Raw genomic sequence first — 16,252 nt, 5'->3', positions numbered from 1 at the left:
AAAGCGTCTGCATATCGATACCGCGTCGCCTCGGCGACCCGCTGACCGACTACGGCCGCGGCGCGGCCTTCTGCAGCGCGGTCTCGGCGATGTTCCCGCCGTAGTCGGCGCTTCGGGACAGCGAGTCGACGATCAGTCCCAGCGACTGAGCCTGTACCGGCTCGAGTTCCCGGAGCATGTCGTCGATGCGGCGGGTGTGCTCGTCGATATCGCGGACCGATGCGAGGGCGTCATGACCGAGGTCGGTCGCCTCGTCGCTGTCCTCGGCGAACAGCGCGTCCATCGACTTCTCGAGGATGGTCGCGACGTCGTCGTGGACCTCCAGCAGGGCCTCGGCGACGTCCTCGGGGATCTCGTCGAGTTTCTTCGCGATCTGACCGATCTTGACGGCGTGGTCGGCGACCCGCTCGAGCTGGCGGGCGCTCGAGTGGAAGTCGAAACAGTCCTCGCGGGAGACGCCGAGCCCTTCGGCGGCCCGCGGCGAGCGCAGCGTCGCGCGGAAGATCCGCGAGACGACCAGGAAGAGGCGGTCGACGTCGTCGTCGCGCTCGATGACGTCCTGTGCGATGTCGTCGTCGTTCTCGACGAGGGCCGTGACGGCGTCCTCGAGCATCGAGGTCGCGATCAGGCGCATGCGCGTGGCCGCGTTGACGATCGAGAGCTCCGAGGAGTCGAGCAGGTCCTGAATGACGACGCTCTCGGTCCCCTCCTCGACGACCTCGACGCCGACCAGTCCCTGCACGGCGCTGCGGATCGCCCGTCGCTGGTCGGTCGTGATGCGGCCCGACTCGAGGCGGATGACGTCGAAGCCGCTGACGTACATCGTCAGGACGGCCCGAACGAGCTGTTCGTTCTCGAGAGCGGAGACGTCGAGCGTCCCCTCCTGGTGGTCGGCGTCGCGCTGGGGGGTAACGAGTAGCGTATCGTCCTCCGAGTAGATCTCGACCGTGGCACCGCTACTGATATCGTTCTCGGTAGCCCACGTCTTCGGAAGCGATACCGTGTACGTCGATCCGCCGGTCACCTGGACCTTTCGGGTCTCCATATGAGACGCTTTCTATGGATACAACATAAATCTACCCGAGTCTATAGAGAAAATCTATAGTCGCGTATTTGGCCCCTATTCCGCTATATTCTCTCATATACTGTTCAAATAGAAACATACCTATATCCCAACAAAAGTACTCAAACATAGATCTATATAGGAGACATAGCTGCATATTTAGTTACGCCACCGGTAGCGCAGCCAAATGGGAATTGACGCACCGACCGGGTCACTCCACACCACCGACGAGACGGTTTCGGAATCGAAACCGGACGCTCCGACGACGACCGAGACCGAAACCGAGCCGGCGTCGATCGCCCTCGAGGCGCGCGACCTCGACGTCTACTACGGGGACGATCGGGCGCTCCAGCGCATCGACATGGAGATTCCCGAGGGGGAGGTGACGGCACTGATCGGTCCCTCGGGTTGCGGGAAATCGACGTTCCTGCGCTCGATCAACCGGATGAACGATCTGATCGACATCGCTCGCGTCGACGGCGAGCTGTACTTCGACGGGAAGAACGTCTACGACGACGACGTCGACCCCGTCGCCCTACGGCGGAAGATCGGGATGGTCTTCCAGAAACCCAACCCGTTTCCCAAGAGCATTCGCGACAACGTCGCCTTCGGGCTTCGGGTTCAGGGAAGCGACAAGGACGTCGACGAAGCGGTCGAACGAGCGCTCAAGCGGGCCGCGCTGTGGGACGAAGTCGAGGACCAACTGGACTCGAGCGGACTGGACCTCTCGGGCGGCCAGCAACAGCGGCTCTGTATCGCGCGAGCGATCGCCCCCGACCCGGAGGTCCTCCTGATGGACGAGCCGGCGTCGGCGCTGGACCCGATCGCCACCGCGAAGATCGAGGAGTTGATCGAGGAGCTGTCCGAGGAGTACACGGTCGTCGTCGTCACCCACAACATGCAGCAGGCCGCCCGTATCTCCGACAAGACGGCAGTCTTCCTCACCGGCGGCGAACTCGTCGAGTTCGACGACACCGAGAAGATCTTCGAGAACCCCGAACACGACCGCGTCGAGGACTACATCACCGGCAAGTTCGGCTGACCGGACATGCCCCGGAACGAGTATCAGCAACGGCTCGAGCGGCTTCGCGAGGACGTCCTCGAGATGAGCGACCGCGTCTGCGACCGACTCGAGCGCGCGCTGACCGCCCTCGAGACGCAGGACGACACGCTCGCGGCCGCCGTGATCACGGGCGATCACGCGATCAACGAACGCTACCTCGAGATCGAGCAGACGTGTATCGAGCTGGTCGCGCTCCAGCAGCCGGTCGCCAGCGACCTGCGCTTTATCGCCGCCTCGTTCAAGATCATCACCGATCTCGAACGGATCGCCGATCTCGCCGTCAACCTCGCGGAGTACGCCCAACGGGTCGAGCGACGGCGCTACGCCGACGTCGACATCGGCTACATCGGCGAGCGGGTCGTCGAGACGGTCGCGGCGGCGATGGCGGCGTACGCCGACGGGGACGCGACCGGCGCCCGCGACGTCGCGGCCGAGGACGACGAGATCGATCGCCTCTGTGAGAACGCCAGCGAGTTCGTCGTTCGGGACCTCCTCGAGACCGAGCTCGAGGCGGAGATCGGGCTCACCCCCGACGCGCTCTTCGACGAGGTCTCGCGGCTGTTGCTGACGATCCGGGACCTCGAGCGAGTCGGCGACCACGCGGTCAACATCGCCGCGCGGACGCTGTACATGGTCGAGAACGACGACGAACTGATCTACTGAGACGATCGGTGCCGCCGCTGGGCCGTTTCCACTCGACCGCCCGACGCCTCGAAAGCGTGGCCGTCAGATACCACTTCTGATTTAGCTTCTCCTCAATTAATATCGTCGGTGTACCTGGATGTGGTCAGTGTACGCACCGGATAGATACGTCGGTATCCCAGACCTGATCCGTAGTCACGGATAGTATACTCATCCTCCGAAATTACCGGAACGCGATCACCGAAACGACTAATTGAACATCTGCTCAAGTGTCTCGCGATGGCACAAGCGACGGACCGACTACAGCGATACCTCGAGGACGAGCTCGGCGAGTGCCGAAGCGAGGACCTCGAGTGTCGCCTCGACGAACTCGACGCGCTCGAGGAGACGATCGGGACGGCTCGAGTCGAAACCGAACTGGACGTGCTCTCGGCGCTGGCCAACGAGACGCGCTATACGCTCGTTCGCGTCCTCGCGGCCGCCGGGGAGGAACTGTGCGTCTGCGAACTCAACGCGGTCGTCGACGTCAGCGAGAGCGGGCTCAGCCACGCCCTTTCGAATCTGGTCGACGCTGGACTCGTCGACGGCCGGAAGGACGGCCGCTGGAAGAAGTACCGGGCGACCAACCGCGCCGTCGCGCTCGTGACGGTCCTCGAGGGGAGCGTCAGCGGTGCGGCCGCGGGGAGTACAGGCGACGAGAATGGGAGCGTGAGCGATGAGTAACGCGACTCACGAACACGGACCGGACTGCGGATGCGAGGCCTGCGGCGACCCGCGGTCGATGGACGTCCTCGATAAGTACCTGACAGTCTGGATCTTCGCCGCGATGGCCGTCGGCGTCGGCCTCGGCCACGTCGCCCCGTCGGTGACCGAGCCGATTCGGGACCTGCACCTCGTGGAGATCGGGCTCGTCGCCATGATGTACCCGCCGCTGGCGAAGGCCGACTACGGACGGCTGCCGACGGTGTTTCGCAACTGGCGCGTGCTCAGTTTGAGCCTCGTCCAGAACTGGCTCATCGGCCCGACGCTGATGTTCGGGCTCGCGGTGTTCTTCTTCAGCGGACTCGTCCCCGGCCTCCCAGCGCGCCCCGAGTACTTCCTCGGGCTCGTGTTCATCGGGATGGCCCGATGTATCGCCATGGTGCTCGTCTGGAACGAACTCGCGGAGGGATCGACCGAGTACGTGACCGGACTGGTCGCGTTCAACAGCCTGTTCCAGATCGTCACCTACGGCGTCTACGTCTGGTTCTTCGCGCTGTACCTGCCGCCGGTACTCGGCATGGACGCACTCGCTGCCGAGATCACGACGTTCAACGTCTCGCCCGAACAGGTGTTCTACGCCATCGCGATCTTCCTCGGTGTCCCCTTCGCGGGCGGCATCCTCACCCGCTACATCGGGACTCGAGCGAAGGGCGAGGAGTGGTACGACGAGGAGTTCGTTCCGACGATCGATCCCCTGACGCTGGTCGCGCTGCTGTTCACCGTCGTCGTCATGTTCGCCACCCAGGGCGAGAACATCGTCGCCGCGCCGGCGGACGTCCTGCTGATCGCCGTCCCGCTGACGATCTACTTCGTCGTCATGTTCCTCGTGAGCTTCGGCATGGGCCGGGGCGTCGGCGCCGACTACTCGACGACGACGGCCATCGGCTTCACCGCGGCCTCGAACAACTTCGAGCTCGCGATCGCCGTCGCGGTCGCCGTCTTCGGCGTCGGCTCCGGCGTCGCCTTCGCGACCGTCGTCGGACCGCTCATCGAGGTCCCCGTGTTGCTCGCGCTGGTCTACGTCGCGCTGTCCTTCCAGCGGAGGCTGGACTGGGGCAGTAGCGACGCCGGCGAACCGACCGTATCGACTCGAGAGACGCCCACCGACGACTAACGACTACCCACGCCAACGATGTCAGCTACCAGCGATTCCACCGACACGATCCGTATCGCCTTCGTGTGCGTCCGCAACGCCGGCCGCTCCCAGATGGCCACCGCATTCGCCGAACGCGAGCGTGAGCAACGCGGCCTCGAGGACCGCGTCGAGATCCTGACCGGCGGTACCGACCCCGCCGACGCGGTCCACGACGGCGTTCTCGAGGCGATGGCCGACGCCGGGTTCGATCTCTCGGACCGAACCCCGCGAGAGATCGCGATCGACGAACTGCGGTCCTGTGACTACGTCGCGACCATGGGCTGTTCGACGCTCGACGTCGGCACGGTCGGCGACGACGTCGACGTCCGCGACTGGGCGCTCGAGGATCCCGGCGGGAAGGAGTCCGAACGAGTCCGCGAGATCCGCGACGAGGTCGAACGGCGGGTAACGGCGCTGTTCGACGAGCTCGAGGACGTGTAGCCGAATCCGGATCGTACCGTGCGATCCGACACCAGTTCCGAACCGCTGGTCCGACTCGGGTATATAGAATTCTCATTTCGACCGTAGTTGGAGAACTGTTACACATTTAGACTGAATGTTGGTCGTGAAGGTAGACAACCAGATAGGCCTTTTCAGCCTCATGGAGTACCCATATGTGCCGCATTCAACTGACGTACCGATTGGCCAATATCGAGATATATAACTACGTACGAATATATATTAGTCATAGCATCGCTTTTTTATGAACTGTGGCTGCCTTCTGGTGATGGCAGACAACCAGTTCGGACGCGACGCAGTATCGCGACGGAAGTTCATCGCCGCGACCGGTGCTATGGGTACGGCCGCTATTGCGGGGTGCAGTGAAACGAGCGACGGGAACGACAACGGTGAAGTTATCGTCAAGGGTTCGAGTACCGTCTTCCCGATCTCCGACGAGATGGCCCAGCGGTTTATGGACGAGAACTCGGACGTCAACGTCACGGTCGACTCGACCGGGAGCGGTGGCGGCTTCGAGAACCACTTCTGTCCCGGAGACGCCGACATCAACGGCGCATCGCGCAAGATCAAGTCGGAGGAAGAGGACCACTGTGCCGAGAACGACGTCACGCCGATCGAGATGCACATCGGTGGCGACGCGCTCACAGTAGCTGTCAGCAACGACAACGACTGGGTCGACAGTATGACCTTCGACCAGCTGGCACAGATCTGGAGCGACGACAGCGTCACCACGTGGTCCGACGTCGAGTCCGACTGGCCCGACGAAGAAATCGAACTCTACGGCCCCGACACGACCTCAGGGACCTACGACTGGTTCACCGAGAACGTCAACGGCGGCAGTCACCGAACCGAGTACGAGGGCACCGAGGACGACAACACCATCATTCAGGGTCTCGAGGACAGCCAGTACGCGATGGGATACTTCGGCTACGCCTACTACTCCGAAAACGAGGACCGCGTCAAAGCCCTCGAGATCGCAGAGAGCGAGGGCGACGATCCGACCGCCCCGAGTCTGCAGGCGGCCAGCGAGGGTTCGTATCCGCTGGCCCGACCGCTGTTCATCTACCCCGCCGAGGAATCCCTCGATCGCGATCCGGTCTATAACTTCGTCGAGTTCTACCTCGAGAACTCGAGCGCTGACTGGATCGCCGACGAGGTCGGCTACGTCCCGGCGAACCAGGATATGGTCGACGAGAACATGAGCAAGCTCGAAGACGCGACGGGCGAGTAACGCGAGCAACCGATTCGATTTTCCGGAGGAGGAAACCGAACAGAAAATGAGTGAGACATCGATAGAAGCCGATCTGACGCGATCGGCGAACGCACGGAACGCAAAGGAACGGTTGTACCACGGGCTGTTATTCGGGTGTGCGGCACTGACAGTTTTCGTTACGATCAGCATTATCGTCACACTGGCGATCGACACCATCGAATTCTTTCGAATGTACGACCCGTTCTCGTTCTTCACCGGAACGAGGTGGGTCCTGCGGGGCGAAAACCCGATTCTCGGCATCCTACCGCTGGTGAGCGCCACGCTCACCGTGACGATCGTCTCGGCGCTCGTCGCGATACCGATCGGCACCGCCGCTGCGGTCTATCTGAGCGAGTACGCCAGCGATCGGATGCGGTCGGTGCTGAAACCGGCGCTCGAGATCCTCGCCGGGATTCCGACCGTCGTCTACGGATTCTTCGCGCTCGTCTACCTGACGCCGTGGCTCCAGCAGTTGGGACTCGGGGTGAGCCTGTTCAACTTGCTCTCCGCGTCGATCATGGTCGGGATCATGATAATTCCGATGGTCTCCTCGATCAGCGAGGACGCGATGAGCGCGGTGCCGGACTCGCTCCGTCAGGCGGGGTACGGCCTCGGCGCCACGAAGTTCGAAGTCACGACGAAGATCGTCATCCCCGCGTCGGTCTCGGGAATCTTCTCGTCGTACATCCTCGCGCTCTCGCGGGCGATCGGCGAGACGATGATCGTCGTCGTCGCCGGCGGGAGTATGGCGCGCATGTTCGACCCGTCGAACCCGTTCGCGAATCTCTTCAACTCCGGCCAGACGATGACCGCCGCCATGGTGCAGGCGGTCACGACGGACCTGTCCGGCGGAACCCCCGGCTACTACTCCATGTTCGCGATCGGGCTAACGCTGTTCGTGATCACGTTCACCATGAACCTACTCAGCAACCGCATCGCCGCACGCTACCGGGAGGAGTACCAATGAACCGAGCCACCACCGCGAACGGCACGACCGCGACGGAGGTGAACCGCTGATGGCGACGACCGACGAGTCGACGGGCGCCTGGTTCGGTGCGGACGGACAGGTGAGTCAGCTCCGCGGACAGCTGTTCAAAGCCAGTTGCCTCGGCGCCACGTTGCTCTCGCTCTTCCTCGTGTTCGTTTTCCTCGTCTACGTCGCGGTCGACGCGATCGAACCGGCGTCGGCCGATCCGAGCTGGTGGGCGACGCTCGTCGCGACCGTCGTGGTCCCGGGGATCGCCCTCTCGATCTACTACTATCGCTTCGATCCGCGAGCGGGCGAAGTCGCGTACACGGCGGTCGGACTACCGGTCGCCGCGACGCTGCTCGCCGGCGGCGTCGGCATCGTTTTCAGACACATCGTCAGCCCGCACGAGTGGCTCGCCCTCACGGTCTCGGCGCTCGTGGCGTACGGCGTGCTCGAACTCCACGATCGAGTTCGAGAGTCCGGCGCGTTCGAGCGGGCCGCGATCACCGTGATCGCCGTCGTGTTCACGCTCGTTGGAGTCCCCGGACTCGTGCCGAGCCTCCGGTCGCTGCTCCTGTCGCTTCCGGTCCTTCCGGCGGCGCCGTTATCGCTGCTTGGAACGTTCGTGGTTCCGGTCGCGCTGGCGACCGGCTGGTACGTCCGCAGCGCCCGCGAGAGCGAGCGCGCGGGCCTGATCGCCGGCGGCGCGACGGTCGTCGCGGCCGCGTTCGGCGTCGTCGTCGGGCCGATCGCCGGCGTCTCGTGGACGACGTGGCTCCTGCTGACCACGGTCGTCGGCGTCCCCGTCGGATTGTACGTCGAAGGAGTGTTCAGACGCGGTGAGGGCGTCTCCGGACTCGCGCTGCCGGTCGTACTCGCGGCGGGTGCGGTCGCATGCGCCGTCGTCGTCGACGCGGTCGGGTTCACCGGGCCGGACATCTGGCTCGATTGGGAGTTCCTGACCTCCGTTCACAACACGACCCCGCGGGAAGCGGGGATCTATCCCGCGCTCGTGGGATCGGTGATGATGATCATCGTCGTCGCCGTCGCAGCGTTTCCCGTGGGCGTCGGCGCCGCGATCTACCTCGAGGAGTACGCGCCGAACGAGGGACTGCTCGGATCGGTCGTCGAACTCATCGAGATCAACATCGCGAATCTCGCCGGCGTGCCGTCGGTAGTCTACGGACTGCTCGGCCTGGTCCTATTCGTCAACTCGGGCGGGTTCCGGCCCGGGATCGTCATCGTCGGCGGACTGACGGTCGGACTGCTCATTCTGCCGATCGTCATCGTCTCCGCCCAAGAGGCGATCCGAGCGGTACCCGACTCCCAGCGGCAGGCGGCCTACGGGATGGGCGCGACGAAGTGGCAGACGACCCGCAGCGTCGTCTTACCGCGAGCGATGCCCGGTATTCTGACCGGGACGATCCTCGCGTTCGGTCGCGCGATCGGTGAGACGGCGCCGCTGCTGATGGTCGGCGTCGCGGCAGTCGTTCGGATCTCGCCGACTTCGTTCTACGGACTGTTCAGCGCGATGCCGCGGCAACTCTACTCGTGGGCGAAGTTGGCCAAGCCTGACTTCTATCACGGCGTCTTGGCGGCCGGCGTCCTCGTCCTGCTCATCGTCTTGCTGATGATGAACGGCACCGCGATCCTGCTTCGCAACAAGTACCAAAGAAACGACTGAACGATTCGAAAGGACACCCGAAACACCGACGACGGCGAATCGTGTCGAGGACTATAGCACCGGCGAGTTCAGGTGCTGACTCGCGAGGGGTATCAGCGGCGCTGCCGAGCGACTGTCCGAACCCGCGCCGCAACGAGAGGTTTCGTCCGCGAGCAGTTCACGAACGCTCTCTTCGGCCGGTTTACCGGTGAATTGACCGACCGACTAGCCGTCGGTTCGTCGGCCCGACACAGTAGTGCTATAGTCGCCCCGGAACCGTCCTATACCGCTCCTAGAAATCGCCTTATGCCAATTCGACGTTGGTTTGCGCGATGCCCGACCAGATCGAAACCTGCCCACTCTGTACGTTCGTGGGGGAGTCCGAAACCGACGTCTACACCCACGTGCTGACCAGCCACCGGAAGCAGGCCATCGCCGAAGCGTTACTCGAGCGCCGACCGGTCCAGCCGGCCCGCTGAGAGCGCGACTGGCGAGCCGCACGGAGCACCCGTTGCGCGCATCCCCACCCCTACCTCCACCCTGTCGTTTTCGTCCAGCTGAATCGACCTCGAGACGGCAGTCTCGGCCGTCTCGGCTGTCTCCGGCATCGAGCGCACGGTGCTGCGAACGAGAGAGCGACCGCGCCGAAGCGATTCGAGCCGAGGTGCCGACGTTCGATCCGCCCGAGCCGGTCGGTACGGACTACCTCGAGCGGCTACCGAGGACTCAATACCTCAACTAGAAGCGGCTTTGTGCGTTTCCGACGGTCAATTGCGTACGGACCATCCGAGGCACCCAATTCATGAGCGAATCCGCAAACGGATACGACGACCGCACGATCGGACAGCGACTCGCCAGTGCCGGAGACGAGGCGGACGACCGACGACCGCTCGAATGTCTCGTCGTTCGCTACCGGAACCGTCCCGACCGGTGTACGATCACGCCGCGGGAGTGTTCCGATGAGGAACGGATCACCCACTGGCTATCGGCGGACCTGTCGGCGGTCGTCGATCTCGAGGACGTTCGCTGACGGCGACGGACCGCGACCGGCGGTGACGCCGCGCGAGTGGCAGGAAACGAGATTCGACGACCGGGACCCGCGAGCGCTGTCTGTCGCTCGCAGCGCCCGTCGGTCACGACGCGTCTCCTGACGGTCGGGTATCCGTGGACGAACGGCCGATGCCGGCGCGCCGGTATCGACCTCTCGGACGCGGATAGCTCGCAACCTTTATCAAGCGCACGGGGGAAGCTACAGCCAAGATTACTCATCGTCTTATGGAAGGAAATGGACAACCGGAGGTGAACATCGGGCTCGTCGGTCACGTCGACCACGGCAAGACGACACTGGTGCAAGCACTCAGTGGGTCGTGGACGGACCAGCACAGCGAGGAGATGAAACGCGGTATCTCCATCCGGCTGGGCTACGCGGACGCGACGTTCCGCTACTGTGACGGACTCGAGGAACCCGAATGTTACACCGTCGAGGAGGAGTGTCCGGACGGCTCCGAAAGCGAGCCGCTGCGGACCGTGTCGTTCGTCGACGCCCCTGGTCACGAGACCCTGATGGCGACGATGCTGTCGGGCGCCTCGCTGATGGACGGCGCCGTGTTGGTGGTCAGCGCCAACGAGCCCGTTCCGCAGCCCCAGACCGAGGAGCACCTGATGGCGCTCGACATCATCGGGATCGACAACATCGTCATCGCCCAGAACAAGGTCGACCTCGTCAGCGGCGATCAGGCCCGCCAGAACTACGAGGAGATCCAGGAGTTCGTCGAGGGAACCGTCGCCGAAGGCGCGCCCGTCGTTCCGGTCTCGGCCGGGCAGGAGGTCAACCTCGATCTGCTGATTCAGGCCATCGAGGAGGAGATCCCCACGCCAGAGCGGGATCCCGACGCGGATCCGCGGATGCACGTCGCCCGCAGCTTCGACATCAACAAGCCGGGGACGAGCGCGAAGGACCTCGCCGGCGGCGTCCTCGGGGGTAGCCTCGTGCAGGGCCAACTCGAGGTCGGCGACGAGATCGAGATCCGCCCCGGCCGCGAGGTCGAGGAGGGCGGCCAGACCGAGTACGTGCCGATCGAGACGACGGTTCGGTCGCTGCAGGCCGGCGGAGAGACCGTCGACACCGTCACGCCGGGCGGCCTGCTCGGCGTCGGAACCGGTCTCGATCCCTCGCTGACGAAAGGCGACGCGCTGGCCGGCCGACTCGCCGGTCCGTCGGGCTCGCTCCCGCCGACCTGGCAGTCCTTTACGATGGACGTCGACCTCCTCGAGCGCGTCGTCGGCGCCGAGAGCGGCGAGACGGTCGACGAGATCAGCACCGGCGAACCGTTGATGATGACCGTCGGCACGGCGACGACCGTCGGCGCCGTCACCAGCGCCCGCGAGGGCGAGTGCGAGGTCAACCTCAAGCGACCCGTCGCCGCCGAACCGGGCGCGAAGATCGCGATCAACCGCCGCATCGGCGCGCGCTGGCGGCTGATCGGACTCGGAACGCTCACCGAATAATACGACCGACGACGAGACATCCATAACGAATGGCTACGCCGACGCAGGTCGCCCTCGACACGAGCGCGCTCATGATGCCCGTCGAACTCGACGTGCGGCTGTTCGACGAACTCGAGCGGCTACTCGATTCGTTCGAGCCGACGGCCCCGCAGGCCGTCCTCGAAGAACTCCGTCGCCTCTCGGAGAAAGGCGGCGAGGAGGGAACGGCCGCGAACGTCGGCCACGATCTGGCGACCGAGCGCTGTCTCGTCGTCGACACGGAGGCGTCGTACGCCGACGACGCGCTGGTCGAACTCGCCCGCGAGGACGTCGTCGACTACGTCGTCACGAACGATCGCCCGCTGCGCGACCGGGTGCTCGAGGCGAGTGTACCGGTAATTGCATTACGCGGGAGAAACAAGTTAGCGATCACTCAACCATAGAATGTACAAACGGGTCAAACTGAAAGACACGGTAGAAGTACCGCCGGAGGAGCTCGGCGACGTCTCGCCGGACCTCGTGAAGCGACTGCTGCAGGACAAACTCGAGGGGCGCATGGACGAGGAGGTCGGCAGCGTCGTCTCGGTCACCGAGGTCCACGACATCGGCGAGGGGACCGTCCTCCCGAACCGTCCGGGCGTCTACTACGAGGCCGAGTTCGACGCGGTCACCTTCGATCCGCAGATGCAGGAAGTCGTCGACGGCACCGTCGTCGAAGTCGTCGAGTTCGGCGCCTTCGTCGGCATCGGCCCGGTCGACGGCCTGTTGCACGTCTCGCAGATCAGCGACGAGTACCTCGCCTTCGACGGCGAGAACCAGCGGCTCTCCTCGAACGAGTCCGACCGCGCGCTCGGCGTCGACGACGCCGTCCGCGCCCGGATCGTCACCAAGAGCATCGACGAGCGCAACCCGCGGGACTCGAAGATCGGCCTCACCGCGAAACAGCCCGGCCTGGGCAAACACGGCTGGCTCGAGGAGGAACACGAGAAACGCGAAGCGACGACGGCCGAGGGTGAGTAACCATGGCATCGGATCGCCTCGTCTGTCGCGAGTGTCACCGGGTCAACGAACCCGACAACGACACCTGCGAGAGCTGTAACTCCTCGTCGCTGACCGAGGACTGGGCCGGCTACGTCGTCATCGCCCACCCCGAGGACAGCGAGATCGCCACCGAGATGCAAGTCACCGAGCCCGGCGCGTACGCGCTGAAAGTCCGCTAACGGTGCCGTGACCCGCGACGATTCTCCCGCGGAGACGGACGCGGACGCGGATGCGAACGCAAACGCGGATGCGGACGGAGCGGCGTCGACTCCCGATATCGACGAGCAGTTACTGGTCCTGCCCGACGAGCTCCGCCACGAACTCAAGGAGCCGATGGGACCGATCGAGACCGACGCCGACCGGCTTCTCGAGGACGTCGACGGCCCGCTGATCGCCGTCGGCGACGTCGTCACCTACCACTTCCTGCAGGCGGGTCGCCCGCCGGACGTCGCGCTCGTCGACGAGCGGACCAAGCGGTCGGCCGTCGACGAGGAGATCCGCGAGACCGTCACCGAGGGAACGACCGTCGAGGTCGTCAACCCGCCCGCGGAGATCTCGCAGGCGGTCGTCGAGGCCCTCCTCGAGGGACTGGCCCGCGACGAGCCGACGACGATCCTCGTCGAGGGCGAGGAGGATCTGGTCGCCCTGCCGGCGATCGTCGCCGCTCCCGAGGGCGGCAGCGTCGTCTACGGCCAGCCCGACGAGGGGATGGTCCACGTGAAAGTCACCGAGGAACACCGGCAGGACATGCGAGCGCTGCTCGACCGGTTCGAGGGCGACGTCGATCGCTTCTGGGAGCTACTCGAGGCGACCGGCGATTAGGTCTCGTAGGGTCCGATCCCCGTCCGCTCTCCCGCCGTCCGATAGCCGGTACGGTATCCGTAATCCGCCTAGTATCGTAAAACTGACTGGTCCCAGACACCGGTCACTGAGCCGAGTACCAAATATCTCCGGGTGTGAGCGCTTATACTGCTGATCTCCTATATTCAGCTATCGTGGAAGAGAGCATCTCCGGATTCAAAGTAGGCGGTGACTGGGGGACGGTAGTCGAACACGGAGAGCGAATCACCCAAGCGCTTCGAGAACTCGATGTCGAAACCGACGACGGAGACGACGGTCGGTTCGCCGCCGCGTTCGACGAGTGGAACGAGTGGCGCCCGAAGGCCCACGAGGACTTCGAGCGAGACGTCAAAGAGAAGACCGCCGAACAGGCGAGCGTCGACGAAGGCGAAGGCGAGCGAGAGGGGGCGGAACCCGACGAGGACCTACAGGCCGCCGGCGAGAAGCTGTCGGCGTCGTACGCGGCGCTCGAGGACCGCGAGGTCGACGAGGCGGTCGAGAACGGAACCGAGGCGCTCGACCGCGCGGCGCGAGCGGCCGACTCGGTGAGCCGAAAAGCGGTTCGAACCGTCGAGAAGAGCGTCTACCGACACGTCATGACGCAGCTCGCACCGTGTTATTTCGATAACGAACTCATCAGTGCCAACGTCCAGCGGCCGATCGGGGACGACGGCGATCGGTTCAGCTTCGAGGTGAACGTCACGGACGACGCGCTCAGAGCGGAGGTCTCGACCCTCCTCGGGCGATACGAGGACGAGATCGACCGCTGGCACGTCGACGTCGAGAAGAACACCGAGTCCCTCGAAGCGATCGAAGGCGCCGAGGTACCGCCGGAACTCGGCGATCAGTCGCGTTCGACGACGACCTGAGCGATCCGCCTCCGCGCGGTGAGACGGTCGACGCGCCACCTGGAAATCGGTGCACGGGGCCGTCGGTCACTCGACGACCGCGTGCTCGAGGGCGCCGATCCCCTCGATCTCGAGTTCCACGGTCGATCCGTCCTCGAGGAACCGGCCCAACTCGAGGCCACAGCCCTCGCCGACGGTGCCGCTGCCGATGACGTCGCCGGGGTGGAGCGTCTCTGACTGCGAGACGTGTTCGATGATGTCGGCGAAGGAGTGATACATCTCGTCGACGGTGCCCTCGGACCAGACCTCGCCGTCGACGCGGGCGGTCATCGGCGCCTCGAGGACGTCGATGTCGTCGGCGGGCACGACGTAGGGACCGAGGCCGTTCGCGAAGTCCTTCCCCTTCGCCGGACCCAGTCGACCCGCCATCTCCTCGCCCTGGATATCGCGTGCGCTGAAGTCGTTGAAGACGGTGTAGCCGGCGACGTGCTCCTCCGCATGTTCGGCGTCGATGTCCCGACCCCGCGTTCCGATCACGGCCGCGATCTCGAGTTCGTAGTCCATGATCGAGGAATACGCGGGCCACTGGATCGTCTCGCCGGGCGCGATGACGCTGTCGGCGTTGCCTTTGTAATAGACCGGCAGGTCGTACCAGACGTCGGGGATCTCGCCGTCCATGCTGTTTTCGACGTGCTCCTCGATGGCCATGAAGTCCCGCAGCGAGTTGGGGCGAGGAAGGGGCGCGAGCAGGTCGTACTCGTCGGGCTCGTACCGGAGTTTCGCGCCGCCGGGGCCGCGCTCGGCGTCTGTCTCGGCCGCGTACTCGAGGGCCTCGCGGGCGTCTTCGATCGCCCGATCGCCGCGCTCGAGGAAGGCGATCATCTCCGGCGGGACGTGCGCCCGCGCGAGATCGGCCGGTGCGGGTTCGCCCTCGGCCTCGAGGGCGGCGCCGTAGGCGGCGGTGAGGTCGACCAGCGTCGCGGCTCCCGCGGGCGCGTCCTCGTCCTCGGTCGCTTCGGCGACGGCCCCGATGCGCTCGACGGGGCCGATGGGGGTCTCGACCTCGAACGTGGCGAGTTTCATGCTTCACCCGCCGTTTCGTGCTCCTCGACGAAAGCGACCGGACGGACCCAGCCAGCGCTCCCGCCCTCGATCTTGATCGGGAACGCGACGATCGGCACCTCCGTCCGCCGCGGAAGCGCGTCGAGGTTGGCCATCTTCTCGATCTGGCAGTACTCGACCTCGCGACCGGCGAAGTGGGCCGGCCACAGCTCCGACTCGTCGCCGGAGTCGACGTACCGTCGGCCCATCTCGGCGAACGGCTTGTCGAAGCCGTAGGCGTCGGTTCCGATCACCTTCACCCCCCGCTCGACGAGGAACTTCGTTCCCTCGGCGCTCATGCCGGGGAACTGCGTGAGGTACTCGGGCGTGCCCCACAGCTCGTCGGCGCCGGTCTGGATCAGGACGATCTCGCCCGGCGAGAGGTCGTGCTCGAGGGCCGCGAGGGCCTCCTCGAGGTCGGCGACGCCGATCTCCTCGCCCGGATCCATCCACCGGAAATCGAGGACGACGGCGTTCCCGCGACACCACTCGAGGGGGATCTCCTCGATCGTCTTCGCCGGTTCGCCGTCGACCTCGGGGCCGTAGTGCCACGGCGCGTCGAGGTGGGTGCCCGCGTGCGGGATGACCTCGAGGTCCTCCCACGCGAGTCCCATCCCCGCCGGGAAATCCTCGGCATCGACGTCGTGGCCCAGCTCCCGGAGGTTCTCGGCGAGCCGTTCGGCGCCGACCTCGTGGTCGAAGGCGTCGATCGACGGCGGCATCGGTTCGCTCGGCGGCCCGTCCTCGAGGCCGATGCTCAGGTCGATCAGCGCGGCATCGTCGGATGTCAACAATTCACTCATAGTAGCCACGACTGGAAGCTAGCATTTGAAAGTAAGTGCACCGCGGCCGTCAACGCGGCCCGCTCGAGCGTCGGGCCACCGTCGCGGACGACGGACGATGCGAGTTTCGCGGGCGACGGCAGC

General features: G+C 65.0%; 19 protein-coding genes. 16 read left to right on the top strand and 3 right to left on the bottom strand.

Annotated features, from left to right (window positions below):
- Nucleotides 1-49: 49 nt before the first annotated feature.
- The gene (locus WD430_RS09205) at nt 50-1,045 is read right to left on the bottom strand and encodes a phosphate uptake regulator PhoU (protein ID WP_339105723.1); all 996 of its coding nucleotides are present in this window, start codon (nt 1,043-1,045) and stop codon (nt 50-52) included.
- 205 nt (nt 1,046-1,250) lie between these two features.
- Here WD430_RS09205 and pstB point away from each other — a divergent pair, with 205 nt between their 5' ends.
- The 16 genes from pstB (at nt 1,251) to WD430_RS09125 (ending at nt 14,246) form a co-directional block, all read left to right on the top strand.
- Nucleotides 1,251-2,105 carry a phosphate ABC transporter ATP-binding protein PstB gene (gene pstB / locus WD430_RS09200; protein ID WP_339105722.1) on the top strand — a complete coding sequence of 285 codons (855 nt, stop codon included), beginning with the start codon at nt 1,251-1,253 and terminating at the stop codon, nt 2,103-2,105.
- Nucleotides 2,106-2,111: 6 nt separating this feature from the next.
- Nucleotides 2,112-2,789 (top strand): phosphate signaling complex protein PhoU, encoded by a 678-nt coding sequence (gene phoU, locus WD430_RS09195; protein WP_339105721.1) that lies wholly within the window; start codon nt 2,112-2,114, stop codon nt 2,787-2,789.
- A gap of 258 nt (nt 2,790-3,047) precedes the next feature.
- The gene (locus WD430_RS09190) at nt 3,048-3,491 is read left to right on the top strand and encodes a metalloregulator ArsR/SmtB family transcription factor (RefSeq protein ID WP_339105720.1); all 444 of its coding nucleotides are present in this window, start codon (nt 3,048-3,050) and stop codon (nt 3,489-3,491) included.
- Complete coding sequence (arsB, locus tag WD430_RS09185) at nt 3,484-4,644, top strand: ACR3 family arsenite efflux transporter (RefSeq protein WP_339105719.1); 1,161 nt, start codon at nt 3,484-3,486, stop codon at nt 4,642-4,644. Before WD430_RS09190 ends, arsB begins: the two co-directional genes overlap by 8 nt.
- A gap of 18 nt (nt 4,645-4,662) precedes the next feature.
- Nucleotides 4,663-5,106 carry a low molecular weight phosphatase family protein gene (locus tag WD430_RS09180; RefSeq protein WP_339105718.1) on the top strand — a complete coding sequence of 148 codons (444 nt, stop codon included), beginning with the start codon at nt 4,663-4,665 and terminating at the stop codon, nt 5,104-5,106.
- Nucleotides 5,107-5,392: 286 nt separating this feature from the next.
- Nucleotides 5,393-6,355, top strand: coding sequence for a PstS family phosphate ABC transporter substrate-binding protein (locus WD430_RS09175; protein ID WP_339105717.1), 963 nt, complete (start codon nt 5,393-5,395; stop codon nt 6,353-6,355).
- A gap of 46 nt (nt 6,356-6,401) precedes the next feature.
- On the top strand, nt 6,402-7,343 hold the full coding sequence (pstC, locus tag WD430_RS09170; protein WP_339105716.1) for a phosphate ABC transporter permease subunit PstC: 942 nt from the start codon (nt 6,402-6,404) through the stop codon (nt 7,341-7,343).
- A gap of 49 nt (nt 7,344-7,392) precedes the next feature.
- The gene (gene pstA / locus WD430_RS09165) at nt 7,393-9,030 is read left to right on the top strand and encodes a phosphate ABC transporter permease PstA (RefSeq protein ID WP_339105715.1); all 1,638 of its coding nucleotides are present in this window, start codon (nt 7,393-7,395) and stop codon (nt 9,028-9,030) included.
- A 311-nt stretch (nt 9,031-9,341) separates the two neighbouring features.
- Nucleotides 9,342-9,488 (top strand): hypothetical protein, encoded by a 147-nt coding sequence (locus WD430_RS09160; protein ID WP_339105714.1) that lies wholly within the window; start codon nt 9,342-9,344, stop codon nt 9,486-9,488.
- Between the two features lie 323 nt (nt 9,489-9,811).
- Entirely contained in the window at nt 9,812-10,039 is a 228-nt protein-coding gene (locus WD430_RS09155) for a hypothetical protein (protein WP_339105713.1), read from the top strand.
- Between the two features lie 245 nt (nt 10,040-10,284).
- Nucleotides 10,285-11,517: a translation initiation factor IF-2 subunit gamma gene (locus WD430_RS09150; protein ID WP_339105712.1), complete on the top strand. Its 1,233-nt coding sequence runs from the start codon at nt 10,285-10,287 to the stop codon at nt 11,515-11,517.
- Nucleotides 11,518-11,546: 29 nt separating this feature from the next.
- Nucleotides 11,547-11,939, top strand: coding sequence for a PIN domain-containing protein (locus tag WD430_RS09145; protein ID WP_339105711.1), 393 nt, complete (start codon nt 11,547-11,549; stop codon nt 11,937-11,939).
- Nucleotide 11,940: 1 nt separating this feature from the next.
- Nucleotides 11,941-12,516 carry a DNA-directed RNA polymerase gene (locus WD430_RS09140; RefSeq protein WP_339105710.1) on the top strand — a complete coding sequence of 192 codons (576 nt, stop codon included), beginning with the start codon at nt 11,941-11,943 and terminating at the stop codon, nt 12,514-12,516.
- Nucleotides 12,517-12,518: 2 nt separating this feature from the next.
- Nucleotides 12,519-12,716 (top strand): transcription elongation factor subunit Spt4, encoded by a 198-nt coding sequence (gene spt4, locus WD430_RS09135; RefSeq protein WP_339105709.1) that lies wholly within the window; start codon nt 12,519-12,521, stop codon nt 12,714-12,716.
- Between the two features lie 7 nt (nt 12,717-12,723).
- Nucleotides 12,724-13,359 (top strand): GTP-dependent dephospho-CoA kinase family protein, encoded by a 636-nt coding sequence (locus WD430_RS09130; RefSeq protein WP_339105708.1) that lies wholly within the window; start codon nt 12,724-12,726, stop codon nt 13,357-13,359.
- Between the two features lie 173 nt (nt 13,360-13,532).
- Nucleotides 13,533-14,246, top strand: a complete 714-nt coding sequence (locus WD430_RS09125) for a DUF5828 family protein (protein ID WP_339105707.1) — start codon at nt 13,533-13,535, stop codon at nt 14,244-14,246.
- Nucleotides 14,247-14,312: 66 nt separating this feature from the next.
- On the opposite strand, the gene WD430_RS09120 is transcribed toward WD430_RS09125, so the two are convergent.
- Together WD430_RS09120 and WD430_RS09115 are read right to left on the bottom strand one after the other, a co-directional pair.
- Nucleotides 14,313-15,308 carry a fumarylacetoacetate hydrolase family protein gene (locus WD430_RS09120; RefSeq protein ID WP_339105706.1) on the bottom strand — a complete coding sequence of 332 codons (996 nt, stop codon included), beginning with the start codon at nt 15,306-15,308 and terminating at the stop codon, nt 14,313-14,315.
- On the bottom strand, nt 15,305-16,129 hold the full coding sequence (locus tag WD430_RS09115; protein WP_339105705.1) for a cyclase family protein: 825 nt from the start codon (nt 16,127-16,129) through the stop codon (nt 15,305-15,307). Before WD430_RS09115 ends, WD430_RS09120 begins: the two co-directional genes overlap by 4 nt.
- Nucleotides 16,130-16,252: the final 123 nt, after the last annotated feature.

The sequence above is a fragment of the Haloterrigena sp. KLK7 genome (assembly GCF_037914945.1).
Classification (GTDB): domain Archaea; phylum Halobacteriota; class Halobacteria; order Halobacteriales; family Natrialbaceae; genus Haloterrigena; species Haloterrigena salinisoli.
Note: the sequence above shows the minus strand (reverse complement) of the source record. Positions and strands in the feature narration are given on the sequence as shown.